Origin of the sequence: Polymorphospora sp. A560 (genome assembly GCF_045781765.1) — a bacterium.
Taxonomy (GTDB): Bacteria; Actinomycetota; Actinomycetes; order Mycobacteriales; family Micromonosporaceae; genus Polymorphospora; species Polymorphospora lycopeni.
The window spans coordinates 1,489,899-1,507,020 of sequence record NZ_CP122282.1 but is presented as its reverse complement, the minus strand read 5'-3'; the positions used below and the strand labels follow the sequence as shown (position 1 = coordinate 1,507,020).

At 73.3% G+C, this 17,122-nt stretch carries 13 protein-coding genes; 3 read left to right on the top strand and 10 right to left on the bottom strand.

Annotated elements, in window-relative coordinates:
* Positions 1-82 precede the first annotated feature (82 nt).
* From QCD66_RS06955 to QCD66_RS06935, 5 genes are all read right to left on the bottom strand, one after another.
* Positions 83-667 (bottom strand): YbjN domain-containing protein, encoded by a 585-nt coding sequence (locus tag QCD66_RS06955; RefSeq protein WP_357542550.1) that lies wholly within the window; start codon positions 665-667, stop codon positions 83-85.
* Positions 668-798: 131 nt separating this feature from the next.
* On the bottom strand, positions 799-1,497 hold the full coding sequence (locus QCD66_RS06950; protein WP_375734666.1) for a hypothetical protein: 699 nt from the start codon (positions 1,495-1,497) through the stop codon (positions 799-801).
* Entirely contained in the window at positions 1,497-1,961 is a 465-nt protein-coding gene (locus QCD66_RS06945) for a thioesterase family protein (protein ID WP_357542554.1), read from the bottom strand. The genes QCD66_RS06950 and QCD66_RS06945 overlap by 1 nt, the downstream gene beginning before the upstream one ends.
* Positions 1,954-3,630, bottom strand: a complete 1,677-nt coding sequence (ettA, locus tag QCD66_RS06940; RefSeq protein ID WP_375734664.1) for an energy-dependent translational throttle protein EttA — start codon at positions 3,628-3,630, stop codon at positions 1,954-1,956. The genes QCD66_RS06945 and ettA overlap by 8 nt, the downstream gene beginning before the upstream one ends.
* A 99-nt stretch (positions 3,631-3,729) precedes the next feature.
* Complete coding sequence (locus QCD66_RS06935; protein ID WP_364220619.1) at positions 3,730-4,356, bottom strand: hypothetical protein; 627 nt, start codon at positions 4,354-4,356, stop codon at positions 3,730-3,732.
* 231 nt (positions 4,357-4,587) lie between these two features.
* On the opposite strand from QCD66_RS06935, the gene QCD66_RS06930 reads away from it, so the two are divergent.
* Together QCD66_RS06930 and otsB are read left to right on the top strand one after the other, a co-directional pair.
* Positions 4,588-5,988 carry a trehalose-6-phosphate synthase gene (locus QCD66_RS06930; RefSeq protein WP_357542560.1) on the top strand — a complete coding sequence of 467 codons (1,401 nt, stop codon included), beginning with the start codon at positions 4,588-4,590 and terminating at the stop codon, positions 5,986-5,988.
* A 41-nt stretch (positions 5,989-6,029) separates the two neighbouring features.
* A complete protein-coding gene (gene otsB, locus QCD66_RS06925) occupies positions 6,030-8,591 on the top strand; it encodes a trehalose-phosphatase (RefSeq protein ID WP_375734687.1) in 2,562 nt (853 codons plus the stop codon).
* Between the two features lie 34 nt (positions 8,592-8,625).
* On the opposite strand, the gene cobA is transcribed toward otsB, so the two are convergent.
* The 3 genes from cobA to cobC are packed head-to-tail and all read right to left on the bottom strand — an operon-like array spanning position 8,626 to position 12,138.
* Entirely contained in the window at positions 8,626-9,921 is a 1,296-nt protein-coding gene (gene cobA, locus QCD66_RS06920) for a uroporphyrinogen-III C-methyltransferase (RefSeq protein ID WP_407567046.1), read from the bottom strand.
* Entirely contained in the window at positions 9,918-11,042 is a 1,125-nt protein-coding gene (locus tag QCD66_RS06915; RefSeq protein WP_375734662.1) for a nicotinate-nucleotide--dimethylbenzimidazole phosphoribosyltransferase, read from the bottom strand. Before QCD66_RS06915 ends, cobA begins: the two co-directional genes overlap by 4 nt.
* Complete coding sequence (gene cobC, locus QCD66_RS06910) at positions 11,035-12,138, bottom strand: Rv2231c family pyridoxal phosphate-dependent protein CobC (RefSeq protein WP_375734661.1); 1,104 nt, start codon at positions 12,136-12,138, stop codon at positions 11,035-11,037. Before cobC ends, QCD66_RS06915 begins: the two co-directional genes overlap by 8 nt.
* Positions 12,139-12,292: 154 nt before the next feature.
* Between cobC and QCD66_RS06905 the strand changes: the two genes are divergently transcribed.
* Positions 12,293-14,452: a transglycosylase domain-containing protein gene (locus tag QCD66_RS06905; RefSeq protein ID WP_407567045.1), complete on the top strand. Its 2,160-nt coding sequence runs from the start codon at positions 12,293-12,295 to the stop codon at positions 14,450-14,452.
* A gap of 338 nt (positions 14,453-14,790) precedes the next feature.
* Here the strand turns inward: QCD66_RS06905 and QCD66_RS06900 are convergent, their stop codons facing one another.
* Together QCD66_RS06900 and QCD66_RS06895 are read right to left on the bottom strand one after the other, a co-directional pair.
* The gene (locus tag QCD66_RS06900) at positions 14,791-15,360 is read right to left on the bottom strand and encodes a GNAT family protein (protein ID WP_364220633.1); all 570 of its coding nucleotides are present in this window, start codon (positions 15,358-15,360) and stop codon (positions 14,791-14,793) included.
* Positions 15,357-17,048, bottom strand: coding sequence for a cobyrinate a,c-diamide synthase (locus QCD66_RS06895; protein WP_375734659.1), 1,692 nt, complete (start codon positions 17,046-17,048; stop codon positions 15,357-15,359). The genes QCD66_RS06900 and QCD66_RS06895 overlap by 4 nt, the downstream gene beginning before the upstream one ends.
* Positions 17,049-17,122 lie beyond the last annotated feature (74 nt).

The following is a 17,122-nucleotide window of genomic DNA, read 5'->3' as shown; positions in this document are numbered from 1 at the left end:
CGGCACCCCCGCCCTCGTGGCCGGTCGGTCGCCCGGCGGGGGTGGGCGGCCGGCCGGTGCCACGAGGGGGTCGAGGGTCAGATCAGAGCAGGGCACCCTCGTCGTGCAGCCAGTCGACGAACGCGGCCGACATGGTCTGCCCGGAGTCGACCATCTCGACCAGCAGCGCGTCGTGGGCGCCGGCGCGCAGCGGTACCTGGATCTCCGCGTAGACCGGCAGTTGGCCGCGTTCGGTGGGGTCACCGACGTACGCCTTGCCGAACCGGCCGGCGAGGTTCCATTCGTTGACCACGCGGTAGGCGCGGTCGGCCCAGTCGGGCGGGACGGTCGAGTGCGGGCGGGCCCGCATGACCAGGATCTCGTCCTCCGGCCCTTCGAGGGCGAAGAGCACGGCGTGCCGCTCCCACATGGCCAGCAGGCTGCCGTAGCCGTCGGCCAGGTAGCGGATGTCGAGCAGATCCAGCGCCTCACCGATTCGGCAGAGGGTCACCGGCGCGACGGTCGTGGGCATGTCCTTCGTGAGCGTCCGTTCGGTGGACGCGCGGTCGTGGGCGGGTTCCCGTTGTGCCGGTGGCCCTACCCTGATGTTGCCGTCCTCTGCGATCCTGCTCCGGGTCTCCGGCTCTACGCCACCGGCGTGGCCGGGGCGCCATGACCACCACGGCATAGCTTGTGCACCTCGCTCCCCAGCGGATCCAATCGCCTACTTTGCGTTCGGCCCGAGGCAAGACGGTACCCGGATAGCCGACAGAGGGCATCCCCCCAACGACACCAGAAACCCAGACGGCCCATGCCGTCTCATACTTTCGGACGATGTCTGGTCGGACTTATCGCAAATTGCTGCACCGGGGGCAACCAGGCGGTCCCAAAAGGTGCCGCGAGGCCGATCCATCGACCGGCGAGACGTACCCGGACGGGGCTTTCGACGGTGGTGTCGACGGTGCCGAGGAAGCCCATCCGGACCACCGCCTGGACGAGTCGCTGCGGCACCTCCACCCGGCCCGGCCCGGTGCCGTCGACCGGCCCGTGCTCCACCACCACGGCGACGTGGTCGAGCAGGGCGTCACGCAGCGCCCGCTGCCCCACCGCCCGGCCGCCGACCCCGGCGGTCGACGCGGCACGCAACGTGCCGGCGGCGGCATCGGCCACCCGCCGTACGTCGGCACCGGCCATCGTCTCCACCACCCGGCTCGCCGGCGGCGGCAGCGGCCACCGCCAGCGGGCGTCGCACCGGGCCGGCAGGTCGCCGCCGCCACGGCCCAGCTCGGCCAACAGGTCGGCGGCGGCAACCGTCGCGTCGCCGGGGACGGCGCCGGCAACCACCCGGGTCACCAGCACCGACCAGGGCAGCCACCCCCACAGCGCGGTCACCGCCGGGCCGTCGCCGGCCGGGACCGGCCGCAGCCGTACGACGGCGGCCCGGTCGAGCCGGGTCAGCCGGGCCAGGAAGGCCGCCGCGTCACCGCCGGCGGCCAACCCGTGACCCGTCCCCGCCACTACGACCGACCGGACGTCGTGGGCACCGGCGGCTCGAGGACGTACGGCCGCAGGAACTCCCGCTCGTCGTCGGACAGCCGCCGGGACCGCTTGGCGGCGAGATCGAACGGCACCAGCACGGAGCGGGCCCGGCTGGCCAGCACCTCGCCGTCGAACAGCTCGTAGGCGATGGTGAACCGGGATGCCCGGACGTCCTCCACCCACAGCTCGATGCGGACCGTCGGCGGCTGGTCGGCGGTCGTCCGGGCGGTGCTGTAGTCGACCGGCCGCAGGTAGTCGACCTCGTGCCGGGCGATCACCACGCCGTCGGCGAACGAGCCGACCCCCCAGGCCCGCCCGCCGATGAACATCAGCGCGACCCGGGCCTCCTCGTAGAGGGTGAGGAACCGGGCGTTGTTGATGTGGCCGTACGCGTCGAGGTCGGACCAGCGCAGGGCGCAGTGGTAGACGAACCGGTCAGTCACGCGTCAACTTCCGGTACGTCACCCGGTGCGGCCGGGCGGCGTCGGCGCCGAGCCGGTCGACCTTGTTCTTCTCGTACGCCTCGAAGTTGCCCTCGAACCAGAACCAGTTCGACGGGTTCTCCTCGGTGCCCTCCCAGGCCAGGATGTGCGTCGCGACCCGGTCGAGAAACATCCGGTCGTGGGAGATGACCACGGCGCAGCCGGGGAACTCCAACAGCGCGTTCTCCAGCGACGACAGCGTCTCGACGTCGAGGTCGTTGGTCGGCTCGTCGAGCAGGATCACGTTGCCGCCGATCTTCAGCGTCAGCGCGAGGTTGAGCCGGTTGCGCTCGCCGCCGGAGAGCACCTTGGTCGGCTTCTGCTGGTCGGGGCCCTTGAAGCCGAAGGCGGCCACGTAGGCCCGGGACGGCATCTCGACCTTGCCGACCATCAGGTGGTCGAGCCCGTCGGAGACGACCTCCCACACCGTCTTGTCGCCGTCGAGGCCGGACCGGTTCTGGTCGACGTACGACAGCTTGACGGTCTCGCCGACCTTGACCGAGCCGTCGTTCGGCTGCTCCAGCCCGACTATGGTCTTGAACAGGGTGGTCTTGCCGACGCCGTTGGGGCCGATGATGCCGACGATGCCGTTACGCGGCAGCGAGAAGCTGAGGTCGTTGATCAGCACCCGCCCGTCGAAGCCCTTGGTCAGGTCGTCGACCTCGATGACCGTGTTGCCCAGCCGCGGGCCCGGCGGGATCTGGATCTCCTCGAAGTCCAGCTTGCGGGTCTTCTCGGCCTCGTTGGCCATCTCCTCGTAGCGGTCGAGGCGCGCCTTGGACTTGGTCTGCCGCGCCTTGGCGTTGGAGCGGACCCACTCCAGCTCGTCGGCGAGCCGCTTCTGCATCTTGGCGTCCTTGCGCCCCTGCACCGCCAGCCGCTGGGCCTTCTTGTCCAGGTAGGTGCTGTAGTTGCCCTCGTAGCCGATGGCCCGGCCGCGGTCGAGTTCGAGGATCCAGCCGGCGACGTTGTCGAGGAAGTAGCGGTCGTGGGTGATCGCCATGACGGTGCCGGCGTACTTGGCCAGGTGCTGCTCCAGCCACTGCACGCTCTCGGCGTCGAGGTGGTTGGTCGGCTCGTCGAGCAGCAGCAGGTCGGGCGCCTCCAGCAGGAGCTTGCACAGCGCGACCCGGCGGCGCTCACCGCCGGAGAGCTGGGTGACGTCGGCGTCCGGCGGCGGGCACCGCAGCGCGTCCATGGCGAGTTCGAGCTTGGAGTCGATGTCCCACGCGTCGGCGTGGTCGAGCTCCTCCTGGAGCTTGCCCATCTCCTCCATCAGCTCGTCGGAGTAGTCGGTCGCCATCTGCTCGGCGATCTTGTTGAACCGCTCCAGCTTGGCCTTGGTCTCCGCGACCGCCTCCTCGATGTTGCCGAGGACGGTCTTGGCCTCGTTGAGCGGCGGCTCCTGGGCCAGCATGCCGACGGTGTAGCCGGGCATGAGCCGGGCCTCGCCGTTGCTCGGTCGGTCCAGACCAGCCATGATCTTGAGCAGGCTGGACTTACCCGCGCCGTTCGGGCCGACCACGCCGATCTTGGCGCCCGGCAGGAAGCTGAGCGTCACGTTGTCGAGCACGACCTTGTCGCCGTGCGCCTTGCGGGCCTTCTCCAGGACGTAGATGTACTGGGCCACGGTGCGGCCTACCTCCAGAATCGCTGCGAAAGTCGGCGAACGCCGTCGTCAATCCTGACAGGTCGGGGCCGGTGGACGCACATCACCCCGACAGCCAGGTCAGATCGCGGCCTGGGTCTCCGTCCCGCCACCCTCGTGCTCGATCACCAGCTTGTCGGCGGTCACCAGGTAACGGGTGGTCCCCCGGCCGGTGTGGTTGGTCGCCAGGTAGCCGCCGCCGGCCGCCGAGACGTCGGTGAGGAACAGCGCGTTGTGACCCTCGACCAGCTTCTCCCCCGGCTGCCCGGAGTGGCCCTGGTAGAACAGCGTGCCGTGCCGGTCGGTGCAGATCCACACCTCGGAGTGCCGGGTGCGCAGGTAGAGGGTGAGCGACAGGTCGCCGGCCGAGCCCGCCTCCCTGGCCAGGGTCTCGGTGTGCGCCGGACAGGTCGTCGGGCGGCCGTGCCCGGCCGCCGTCGTGCGGACCGGCTGCCCGGCCGGGGTCGTGGCGTACGTCGGGTCCGGGGCGTATGTCGGGGTGTCGGGTGTCGGGGTGTCGGGCGCCTCGGCGACCAGGGTCGGGCTCACCGTCGGCCCCGGGCCGGCGCCCGTCCCGCGCCCTCCGTCGCCGCCGGTGTTGGCCAACAGGAAACCCACGGCGCCGCCGATCACGGCGAGCAGGACGACCGCGATGGCGAGCGGGCCGAGCCACGCTCCGCGCGGCCGGTCGGTATCGAAGACTGACACGGTCTCAGCGTGCCATCCGCCGGCAATCCACCCCGCGGGTGCCGAATGCCGGCACCGGAGCGTGGCGTAGACCGCAGACGTCGGGTGACGCAGGCCCCACAATCAGGGGTACGGCCTGCGGGTTTGACGGTCGCGGCGGGCTGGGCACCAAAGACAACCGGGGACGCCGGCGGACCAACCGCGCGAAGTAGGCTCTCCGCGAGACCCGTAATCACCGGAGGTGTACGGAGCGTGACGGTTCGCAGCTCATTCGTGGTCGTAGCCAACCGCCTGCCCGTCGACGAGGTAAACACACCCGAGGGCCGGCAATGGCGGCGGAGTCCGGGTGGTCTGGTAACCGCCCTGCACCCGGTGCTGGCCCAGCACAAGGGGACCTGGGTCGGCTGGGCCGGTGGGGTGGGCGCCGCACCGGAACCCTTCGAGGTGGAGGGCATCCACCTGCATCCGGTGCCGTTGAGCGCCGACGAACTCGAACGCTACTACGAGGGCCAGTCCAACGCCACGATCTGGCCGCTCTACCACGACGCGGTGGAGACGCCGGCCTACAAGCGCCGCTGGCGGGAGGCGTACCGGCTGGTCAACGCGCGGTTCGCGGAGGCCGCGGCGGACGCGGCGGCCGAGGGTGCCACGGTCTGGGTGCAGGACTACCAGCTCCAACTGGTGCCGGCGATGCTCCGCGAGTTGCGGCCCGACCTGCGGATCGGTTTCTTCCTGCACATCCCGTTCCCGCCGATCGAGCTGTTCATGCAGATGCCGCTGCGGGCCGAGGTGCTGCGCGGCCTGCTCGGCGCCGATCTGGTCGGCTTCCAGCAGCGGCTGGCGGCGCAGAACTTCGTGCGGCTGGCCCGCCACCTGCTCGGCCTGCGCTACTCCGGGCAGACGATCGAGGTCGACGGCCGGACGGTCAAGGCGGGCGCGTTCCCGATCTCGATCGACGTCGCCGAGATGGAGCGGATGGCGTCCGACCCGGCTGTCCAGGCCCGGGCCAAGCAGATCCGGGCCGAGCTGGGCGATCCGAAGACGGTGATCCTGGGCGTCGACCGGCTGGATTACACCAAGGGGATCGAGCTTCGGCTGAAGGCGTTCCGGGAGCTGCTCTCTGACGGAAAGCTGACAGTTCCCGACGCGGTTATGGTGCAGGTCGCCACACCGAGCCGCGAGCGGGTCGAGCACTACCAGGCCCTACGGGTAAAGGTAGAGCGCGAAGTTGGTCGGATTAATGGCGAATTCGGCCGTGTCGGCGTGCCTGCTGTGCATTACCTCCACCAGTCGTACTCTCGCAGTGAACTGGCGGCGCTCTACTGCGCCGCCGACGTCATGATGGTGACCCCGCTTCGAGACGGAATGAATCTGGTGGCCAAGGAGTACGTCGCATCGCGCGCCGACAGTGGCGGCGCGCTCGTGCTCAGCGAGTTCGCCGGCGCGGCAACGGAGCTGCGCCAGGCTTTTCTTTGTAATCCGCACGACCCCGAAGGCGTCAAGGACGCGCTGCTGCGGGCCGTGCACGTCGACAACGTGGAGGCCCGCCGCCGGATGCGGATCATGCAGCGGCACCTGCGGACCCACGACGTGGGCCAGTGGGCCCGGTCCTTCCTCAACGAGCTCGGGGTGCCCGAGACGGAGGCGGCGTGAACACTTCTGTCCTGGAGGCGGGTCCGCGCCAGGCCGACCTGATGGACCCGGCGCTGCGCGCCGCCATCGGCCGCATCGCCCGCCTGCCCATCCTGCTGGTCGCCTGCGACTACGACGGCACCCTGGCGCCGATCGTGACCGACCCGAGCAAGGCCGTCCCGCTGCCCGAGTCGGTCGCCGCGATCCGGGCGCTGGCCGCCCTGCCGCAGACCACCGTCGCCGTGGTCTCCGGTCGGGCGCTGCGTGACCTGGCCACGCTCTCCCGGCTGCCCAGCGAGGTGCACCTGGTGGGCAGCCACGGCTCCGAGTTCGACATCGGTTTCGTCGAGCGACTCTCCCCCGAACTGGTCGAGGTCCGCACCCGGCTGCGGGCCGAACTGCGCCGGATCGTCGCCGACAAGCCCGGCGTACGGCTGGAGAGCAAGCCGGCGAGCATCGCCGTACACACCCGGGGCGCCGACCCGCAGGTCCGCCAAGAGGTGGTCGCCGCGGTCGAGGCCGGCCCGGTGAACTGGCCGGACGTCACGGTCACCCGGGGCAAGGAGGTCATCGAGCTGTCGGTGATCGCCACCCACAAGGGTCTGGCCATCGACCAGCTCCGCACCCAGCTCTCGGCCAGCGGCGTGCTCTACCTCGGTGACGACGTCACCGACGAGAACGCGTTCGGCAACCTGCACGGGCCCGACGTCGGTATCAAGATCGGCGACGGGGAGACCCGGGCCGACTTCCACGTCGACAGCCCGGTCGAGGCGGCCCGGCTGCTCGGCCTGCTGCTGGAGACCCGGCGCAACTGGCTCTTCGGCGAGCGGGCGGTGCCGATCGAGCGGCACTCGATGCTGGCCAACGGGCGTACCGTCGCCCTGCTCACCCCGGAGGCCCGGGTCACCTGGCTGTGCCACCCCAAGCCGGACTCGTCGGCGATCTTCGCCGACCTGCTCGGCGGCGCCCCGGCCGGTCACTTCAGCGTGGCTCCCGACCGGGGCGGCCTGCCGCTCGGCCAGCGCTACCGGCCCGGCACGATGACGGTGGAGACCCGCTGGTCGGGGCTGACCGTCACCGACTGGCTCGACTGCCCGGCCGCCGACGGCGCCGCCGGCGAGACCGTCATCCCCGGCGGCGACTCGACCCTGATCCGGGTGCTCACCGGCTCCGGCCGGGCCCGCGTCGAGTTCGCCCCGCGACCGGAGTTCGGCCAGGTCGCCGTACGCCTCCAGCCGGTCGGCGACGGCCTGCTGGTGCTCGGCTCCAACGAGCCGGTGGCGCTCTACTCCCCCGGCGTCGAGTGGGAGGTCACCGAGGACGGCGGATACGACACCGCCCGCGCCGTCGTCGACCTGTCGTCGGCCGGCGGCTCGGTCACCCTGGAGCTGCGGTTCGGTTCGCACAGCCTCGACCACCACGCCATCGCCCTGCACGACCGGCAGCACGCGGCCGAGCAGCCGTGGCGGGACTGGGTGGCCAGCCTGAAGCTGCCGGCGCAGGCCCGCGACCTGGTGACGCGCAGCGCGCTCACCCTGCGCGGGCTGTGCCACGAGGCGACCGGTTCGATCCTCGCCGCCGCCACCACCTCGCTGCCCGAGGAGGTGGGCGGGGTCCGCAACTGGGACTACCGCTACTGCTGGCTGCGTGACGCGGCGATGACCGCCCGCGCGCTGGTCGACCTCGGCTCGCTGGAGGAGGCCGAGGGGCTGCTGCGCTGGGTCGACGGCTGCATCGAGCGCACCGGCGGCCACCCCGAACGGCTGCACCCGCTCTACACCGTCGACGGCTACGAACTCGGTGCCGAGGCGGTCATCGACACCCTGCCCGGCTACGCCGGGTCCCGGCCGGTCCGGGTCGGCAACCTCGCCAACCACCAGCTCCAGCTCGACGTGTTCGGGCCGGTCGCCGACCTGCTGGCGGCCGTCGCCGACGCACGCGGCTCGGTGCGCGAGGACGAGTGGCGGGTCATCGAGGCGATGGTGCAGGCGGTCGAACGCCGCTGGCACGAGCCCGACCACGGCCTGTGGGAGGCCCGCCTCCCTCCGCGGCACCACGTCTTCTCCAAGGTCATGTGCTGGATGACCGTCGACCGGGCGCTGCACGTCGTACGGCGGCACGGCGACGGCGACCGGCCGGAGTGGGTGGAGCTGCGGGACCGGATCGGGCAGAACGTGCTGGAGCACGGCTGGCACGACGGTGCCGGCGCCTACACGGTCGCGTACGGCGACGAGGAGATGGACGCGTCCTCGCTGTGGATCGGCCTGTCCGGGCTGCTCCCCGACGACGACCCGCGGTTCCTCGCCACCGTGCTCAAGGTCGAGTCCGACCTGCGCAGCGGTCCGGTCGTCTACCGCTACCGCTGGGACGATGGCCTGCCGGGCCGGGAGGGAGGCTTCCACATCTGCACGGCGTGGCTGATCGAGGCCTACCTGCGCACCGGCCGGCGCGGTGACGCCGAGGAGCTGTTCACCCAGATGATCGACACGGCGGGCCCGACCGGGCTGCTGCCGGAGCAGTACGACCCGATGGTCGAGCGCGGGCTGGGCAACCACCCGCAGGCATACAGCCACCTCGGCCTGATCCGGTGCGCGCTGCTGCTGGACGACGAAGTCAAGGTCTGAGAAGACACCCACGCGAAGGCGTGGGCGGCGCGGGTCACCCCGCGTCGCCCACGCCTTCGTCGTCCGGAGCACCGAACATGCCGCTGCCGGCGGCGGCACCGGCCCGGGCCGGGCCGGTGCCGCCCGCGTCGAGGGCGTGCACCACGTCGCCGACGACGACGACCGACGGCGGCCGGAAGCCCTCGGCGACCGCCGCCCGCGCCACCTCGCCGAGCGTCGAGCGCAGCACCCGCTGGGCGCCGGTCGTACCCTCCTGCACCACGGCCGCCGGGGTCTTCGGCGACCGGCCGTGTGCCTGGAGCGTCGCGGTGATCGCCGGCAGGTTCTTCAGCCCCATCAGCACGACCAGGGTGCCCCGCATCCGGGCCAGTGCCGGCCAGTCGACCAGCGACGCCGGATCGTCCGGGCCGACGTGGCCGGAGACGACGGTGAACTCGTGCGCGACGCCGCGGTGGGTCACCGGGATGCCGGCGCCGGCCGGCGCCGCGATGGAACTGGTGACCCCGGGTACGACGACGACCGGCACCCCGGCCCGGGCACAGGCCACCACCTCCTCGCCGCCCCGGCCGAAGACGTACGGGTCGCCGCCCTTGAGCCGGACGACGAAGCGGCCGGCCAGTGCCCGGTCGACGATGATCCGGTTGATCTCCTCCTGGGCACGGGACGGCCCGTACGGGATCTTGGACGCGTCGACCAGTTCGACGTCGGGGCCGAGTTCGTCGAGCAGCAGCCCCGGCACCAGCCGGTCGGCGACCACGACGTCGGCGCGGGCCAGCAGCCGCCGGCCCTTCACGGTGATCAGTTCCGGGTCGCCCGGCCCGGAGCCGACCAGCGCCACCTGTCCGGCTACCGGCAGGTGGCTGCTCGGCAGCGTGCCGTCGGCGAGCCGGTCGCGGATCGCGTCCCGGATCGCCACCGCCCGCCGCGGGTCACCGCCGGCCGTCACCGCCACCGTCACGCTGCCGTGCCGGGCGGTCGCCGGCGTCCAGGCGGTCGCGGCGAAGCGGTCGTCGGCGCGTACGCAGAAGGTGCGGCGGGCGTCGGCGGCGGCGCTCACCTCGGCCGCCGCCACCGGGTCGTCGACCGCCACCTGCACCAGCCACACGTCGTCCACATCGGACGGCTCGAACCGCCGGTCGGCCCAGCCCACCCGGCCGGCGTCGACGTACGCCCGCAGGGCCGGGGTCAGCCGGGGCGCCACCACCAGCACCTCCGCGCCGGCGTCGAGCAGTGCCGGCACCCGGCGGGTGGCCACCGCGCCGCCACCGACGACCAGTACGCGACGGCCGGCGAGGCGCAGCGCCAGCGGGTAGAGGCCAGGATCGGTCACTTGCTCGACACCCCCGCCGAGTCGAAGGTGGCCACCTCGTGCAGCACCCGTACGGCGGCGGCGACGACGGGCACCGCGAGCATGGCGCCGGAGCCCTCGCCGAGCCGCATCCCGAGGTCGAGCAGCGGGGTGAGGCCCAGGTGGCGCAGGGCGACCGTGGCGCCCGGCTCCGCCGAGCGGTGCCCGGCGACCATCGCCCCGCGCGCGTCGGGGGCCAGGGCCGCCGCGGCGAGCGCCCCGGCCGCCGCGATCACCCCGTCGACCAGCACCGGTACCCGGCGGGCGGCGCCGGCCAGCACGAAGCCGGCCAGGGCGGCGTGCTCCAGCCCGCCGACCGCCGCGAGGACGCCGACCGGGTCGGCGGGGTCCGGGGCGTGGCGGGCGAGCGCGGCCCGCACCACCGCCACCTTGCGCTCGTACGTCCCGTCGTCGATCCCAGTTCCCCGGCCGGTGACGTCGAGCGGGTCGGCGCCGGTGAACGCGGCCACGAGGGCGGCGGCCGGCGTGGTGTTGGCGATGCCCATGTCGCCGGTGACGAGCAGGCCGGCACCGGCGTCGACCAGCCGGTCGGCGGTGTCGATGCCGACCGCGACGGCGGCGACGACCTCGTCACGGGTCAGGGCCGGCTCGACCGTCATGTCCCGGGTGCCGGCCCGGACCCGGGCCTGGACCAGTTCCGGTGCGTCCCCGGGCGGGCCGGCACCGATCGGCCCGGCCGGGGCAGGCTCGGCGGCGGCTCCGCCGGCAGGTCCGGGGGTGGCTCCGGCGGGCGGGCCGGCGACGCCGACGTCGACGACGGTGACCCGGGCGCCGACCTGCCGGGCGAACGCGTTGATCACGGCCCCGCCGGCGAGGATGTTGGTGACCATCTGGGCGGTCACCTCCTGCGGCCACGGGGTGACCCCCTGGGCGTGTACGCCGTGGTCACCGGCGAAGACCCCGACAGCGGCCGGCCCGGGCAGCGGGGGCGGGCAGGTCCCGGCGAGGCCGGCGAGGCGTACCGACAGCTCCTCCAGGGTGCCGAGCGAGCCGGCCGGCTTGGTCAGCCGGGCGTGCAGGGCGCGGGCCGCCGCCATCGCGTCGGTGTCCAGCGGCCGGATCGCCGCCAGGGTCTCACGCATCCTCAGTCCTTCCGTCGGGGCCGTCGGGCCGTCCGGGGCCGGCGCCGGTGGCCGGGCCGGTGTCGGCGAGCACCTCGGCGAGCGTGGCGACGAAGCCGTCCGTGGTGGCAGTGTCCCTGACGGCGACGCGCAGCCAGTCGGCGCCCAGACCGGGGAACGTGTCGCCGCGCCGTACGGCGTAGCCGCGCTCGCGCAGCGCCAGCCGGACCCGGTCGGCGCCGGCGATGTTGATCAGCACGAACGCGCTCGCCGGCCGGCCGGCGACGGTCACCCCGGGCAGTGCCCGCAGGCGGTCGACCAGATGGTCCCGGTCGGCGGCGAGGCGTACCGCGATCTCCCGCTCGGCCGCGACCGCCCGCGGTCCGGCACAGGCGGTGGCGGCGGCGAGCGCGGGGGTCGACACCGCCCACAGCGGCTGCGCCGCGGCCAGCCGGGTGATCAGGTCGGCGGCGGCGAGCAGGTAGCCGATCCGCAGTCCGGCCAGCCCCCAGGTCTTGGTGAGGCTGCGCAGCACCACCAGGCCGGGAAGGTCGCGCCGGCTGGCGAGCGACTCGGGTTCGCCCGGCCCGGTGGTGTCGGCGAACGCCTCGTCGACGACGAGGACGCGGCCGGGCCGGGCCAGGGCGGCGACGTCGGCGGCGGGGTGCAGCACCGAGGTCGGGTTGGTGGGGTTGCCGACGAAGACGAGGTCGGCGTCGGGCGGTACGAGCGCGGGGTCCAACCGGAAGCCGGTGCCGGCCGGCAGCAGGACCCGCTCGACCCGGTGCCCGGCGGCCCGTAACGCCGCCTCGGGCTCGGTGAACTGCGGGTGCACCACGACCGGCCGGCGGGCGTCGCGCAGCGCCTGGGCCAGCAGCACGAAGCCCTGGGCGGCGCCGGCGGTGAGCAGCACCTCGGCGGCGGGCCGGTGGTGGCGGGCGGCGACGGCGGCGGTGGCGGGGCCGGCGTCGGGATAGCCGGCGAGGTCGTGCAGGGTCGCGGCGATCGGCTCGGCGAGCCAGGACGGCATCGGGTCGCGTCGGACGTTGACCGCGAGGTCGACCAGTCCGGGGGTGGCCTCCGCGTCGCCGTGGTGGGCCAGATCTTCGGCGGTCATCGGTCGCCTTCCACCCCTTCCTCCGCCCTGCCGGGCGCCGTCGGGGTACAGCATGCGGGAGGCGGTGTTCCCGGCCGTGCGACGGGGCGGCTGACCTGCGGCTTGTTTGGTCCTTTTAATCAGGTCATAGCAGCATTTGTCATACCTTCAAAGGGTGATGAACCGCACCCTTCATGTTCTCGGACGGCTCGCACCCCTCCTCCGCGCCGGTCTCATCGCCGGGGTGGTCGTGTCGGCGGTCGCGTATCCGCTGGTCGCGATCGGTGGGCTGGGCGCCAAGGCCGGCGCCGAGATCATCCAGAACATGCCCCGCGAACTGCGTACGGTGCCCCCGGCACAGACCACGTACGTCTACGCCAACGACGGTAAGACGCTGCTGACGATGTTCTACGAGGAGCACCGGCGCTACACCCCCATCTCCCAGATGTCGCCGCACATCCAGCAGGCCATCGTCGCGTCCGAGGACTCGCGGTTCTACGAGCACAACGGCGTCGACGCCAAGGGCATCGCCCGCGCGTTCGTCGCCAACCAGCAGTCCGGCGCGGTCTCCCAGGGCGCCTCGACGCTGACCATGCAGTACGTCCGGATGGCGCTGCGGGACAGCGCCCAGAGCCCGGTCGAGGTGCAGGCCGCGACCGAACAGACCAGCGGGCGCAAGATCCGCGAGATGCGGCTCGCCACCGAACTCGAGAAGCAGATCTCCAAGACCGAGATCCTGGAGCGCTACCTCAACTCGGCGTACTTCGGGCACCGCGCCTACGGCATCTACGCCGCCGCCGAGGTCTTCTTCTCCAAGCTGCCGAAGGACCTCACCGTCATCGAGGCGGCCACCCTCGCCGGCCTGGTCAAGGCCCCGTCCGAGTACGACCCGGCCACCCGGGACAAGGCGGCCGCCACCGAGCGGCGCAACTACGTCATCGACCGGATGACCGCCATCGGCTACATCTCCCCGGACGCCGCGGCGCAGGCCAAGGCCGAACCGATCACGCTGAAGCTGACCACCCCGCCCAACGACTGCGCCTCCATCGCGAAGGCGCAGAACAGTTGGGGCTTCTTCTGCGACTACTTCAAGAACTGGTGGGGAGCCCAGCCGGCGTTCGGCGGCAACCCGCTGGAACGCGAGGACAAGCTGCGCCGGGGCGGCTACACGATCGTCACCTCGCTCGACCCGAAGGTGCAGGAGATCGCGGAGGACAACGTCAGCGGCCGGGAGTCCATCGACAGCCGCTTCGCGCACGGCATCGTCCTGGTCGAGCCGGGCAGCGGCAGCGTCAAGGCGATGGCGGTCAACCGCGTCTACTCGCTGGACCAGAGCGAGAACGGCAGCCACTCCGACCCCAAGAAACGCGCCCGGATGAAGGGCAACTATCCGAACACCGTCAACCCGCTGCTCGGCGGCGGCGACATGCCCGGCTACCAGGCCGGTTCGACGTTCAAGATGTTCACCATGCTCGCCGCCCTCGACGCCGGCAAGCCGCTGTCGACGGCTTACAACTCGCCGTACCGGATCCGGTCCATCTATCCGGGTGACGGCGGCCCGTCGAGTTGCGGCGGCTACTGGTGCCCGTCGAACGCCAGCGCCGCGATGACCGGCCGGCACGCCATGTGGTCCGGGTTCGGCCAGTCGGTCAACACCTACTTCGTCCAGCTCGAACAGTCGGTCGGCGCGGACAAGGTGGTGAAGATGGCCGAACGGCTCGGCCTGCGGTGGCGGACCGACGTCGACCGCAACCAGGCGTCACCGGAACGGGCCAAGGGGTGGGGCGCGTTCACCCTCGGGGTGTCCGACGCGACGCCGCTGGAGATGGCCAACGCGTACGCCACCGTCGCCGGTGACGGGCTCTACTGCGAGCCGATGCCGGTGCTGTCGGTGCTGGGACCCGACGGCGCGCAGGCGAAGTTCACCAACGCCCAGGGGGAACAGGTCGACGTGGCGAAGCCCCGGTGCCGGCAGGAGGTCAGCAAGGACGTCGCGCGGGCGGCGGCCGACGCGGCCCGCTGCCCGGTCGCCGACCGCCCGGCCGCCGGCTCCTGCGGCGGCTGGTCGACCGCGGACTCGGTACGCGGGACGGTCGGGCGCCCGGTCGCCGGCAAGACCGGTACGACGGACAGCACCCGGTCGGCGTGGTTCGTCGGCTTCACCCCGGAACTGGCGGCCGCCAGCTTCATCGCCGATCCGGACAACCCGTTCAACGCGGTCGGTGACTGGCAGTCGAACAAGCCGATCGACTCGGTCGCGACGACCCTGCGGGAGGCCCTGAAGGACCGGCCGGTACGCGACTTCGTGCCACCCTCGTCGGCCATCATCAGCTGACGGCGCCCCGGCTGCCCGCGGCCGGCCGCCACGCCCTGATCCGGCGGCCGGCACGTCGAGGAGGACAGCCGCGCCGGTTCCGGCTCCCGGGCCGTCCAGGGCGTCCGGCCGGGCGGTGCCGAGCGGCGCAACATCGGCCTCTACGGCTCCCCCTGGGAGCCCGCCGCCGCGACGGCGTACTGCTGTCGCGGCCCACAGCGAATTCGGCGTATCCACAGCGAATTCGCTGTGGCCCGGAACAGCGACCTACCCGCCGCGACGTGACGGAGGGCGGCCGGGCCAGGGGTGGTCGGTCCGCGATCGGGCGGGGCGGGACCGCACGGGCGGGACCGCGACGATCAGCGCAGGTCGGCCGCCACGAACGACCACACCTCCAGGTCGACCCGGCCGCTGTGCACGTGGCCCGCGTTGCGGAGCAGGCCCTCGTAGGTGAAGCCGGCCTTCTCCGCGACCCGCCGGGACGCCACGTTGCCCGGCGCGACCCGCAACTCGATCCGCTGGAAGCCGTGCTCCAGGATCAGCGCGATGGCCAGCGCGTCGACCGCCTCGGCCGCCATGCCGAACCCGCGGGCGTGCGGCGCCATCGCGTACGACACCTCGGTCACCCGGCCCACCCAGTCGGTGCGCTTGGTCCACAGGCAGCCGACCAGCCGGTCATCCTCGCGCCGGACCACCCCGTAGTGGTCGCCGCTGCCGCTGTCCCGCCGCTCCTGGGCCATCTCGGTGCACCAGGCCAGGCCCTCGATCTGGCCGTACTCACGCGGGAACGGCAGCCAGCGCTGGGTCTGCTTGTCGGCGAACACCTCGGTGACCGCCTTGGCGTCACCGGCGTCGAGGGGGCGTACGTGCATCCGGGGCGCCGACACGGTCAGCGTCGGGAACCGCCGGACCGCGACGTGGCCGCTCACGCCTGCTCCTCGGCCGGGCCGGCCGGCGACGCCCCCTTGCCCGGGACGGGTGTGCCGGTGGCGGCGGGTGTGTCCGGGCCGGCGGCCGGCGGGCGGATGTCGGCCGTCGGCTCGTCGGCGGGGTCGCCCGCGCCGGGCGCGGCCGTCGGACCCGACACCGGGGCCGGGCCGGGTGCCACGGCGCCCGACACCGGAACCGCCGGGCCGGGCACCGCACCAGCGGGACCGGACTTCACCAGCGCCGGGGCGCCGTTCGCCGGGGCGGGAGCCGGGGTCGGGGCCAGGGCCGGGGCGCCGCCCTGGGCCGGCACGGGCGACGTCGGCGTCGAGGCCGCGACCAGCCGGTGCGCGATCTCCGGGTTGCCGGCCCAGTGCAGGGTCAGCTGCGACGCGTGCACCCGCCGCCAGACGAACCCCTCGGGTGCCCCGGCGGCCCAGGTCCACGCCGGCGCCTGGCCGGCCCGCGGGTTGACCACCCCGCGGTGGTGCTTGTAACCGGTCAGCCGGGCGCCCAGCGGCGCGACCGCCGTCGACGCCCGCGCGGTCGCCTCGCGGTAGCCGACCACGATCTGGTCCATGCTCACCCCGGTCGCGTCCAGCACCCCGCACATCGGCCGGCCGTCGAACTCGCGGGCCAGCCACAGCAGGCCGGCGCCCTCGGCGAGCACCGGCCGACCCGACCGGGCCAGCTCGGCCACGGCCGCGCAGAGCCGCCGGTTGGCCGACAGCTCCTCGGCGTAGGTCTCCGGCAGCGCCCCACCGATCACCAGCGCGTCGGTCCCCGCCGGCAGGGCCTCGTCGACCAGCGGGTCGACGGCCACCACGGTCGCCCCGGCCGCGGCGAGCAGCTCGGCGGTCTCGGCGTATCCGTAGGACAGGGCGGAGCCGCCGGCGACCGCGACCACCGGGCGGCGGCCGCCGGGGTTGGCCGGCAACGGCGGCGCGTCGGCGAACGACGCGGTGGCCGACCACGCCTCGCCGGACAGTCGCGGCGCCGACCGGGCCACGGCCAGCAGGCGGTCGAGGTCGACGGCACCGGCGATGGCCTCGCCGAGCCGGCGTACGGCCCGCAGTGCCTCGACCGTGCGGTGCGCGATCGGCACCACGCCGTGCTGGCGGGACGGCAGGACGGCGGGCAGGTCGCGGCGACGCAGCGCGCCGAAGACCGGCACGCCGATGTCCTCCAGCGCGTCGCGCAGCAGTTGCTCGTGCCGGTCGGACGCGACCCGGTTGAGGATCACGCCGCCGAGCCAGAGCAGTTCGTCGTACGCCCGGAAGCCGTGCACCAGGGCGGCCACCGACTGGCCCATCGCGGCGACGTCGACGACGAGCACGACCGGCGCCCGCAGCACCGACGCCACCCCGGCGGTCGAGTCGCTCTCGGCCCGGCCGGCGAGGCTGTCGAACAGGCCCATGGTGCCCTCGACGACCGCGATGTCGGCGCCCGTGCTGCCGTGTGCGAACAGCGGGGCGACCCGCTGCGGACCGACCAGCCGGGGGTCGAGGTTGCGGCCGACCCGGCCGGCCGCCAGCCCGAGGTAGCCGGCGTCGGTGTAGTCGGGGCCGACCTTGAATCCGGCGGCGGTCAGCCCCCGGGCGGCGCAGGCGGCGAGCAGGCCGACGGCGACGGCCGTCTTGCCGTGGCCGGATGACGGGGCGCTCACCACCACGCGTGGTACGGCGGTCATCGTCGGCTCCTCGAGGTCATCGGACAGCCCCGCTACGGCTGTCGTGGATCGGGTGCGGAGTCGGCTGCCGGCCG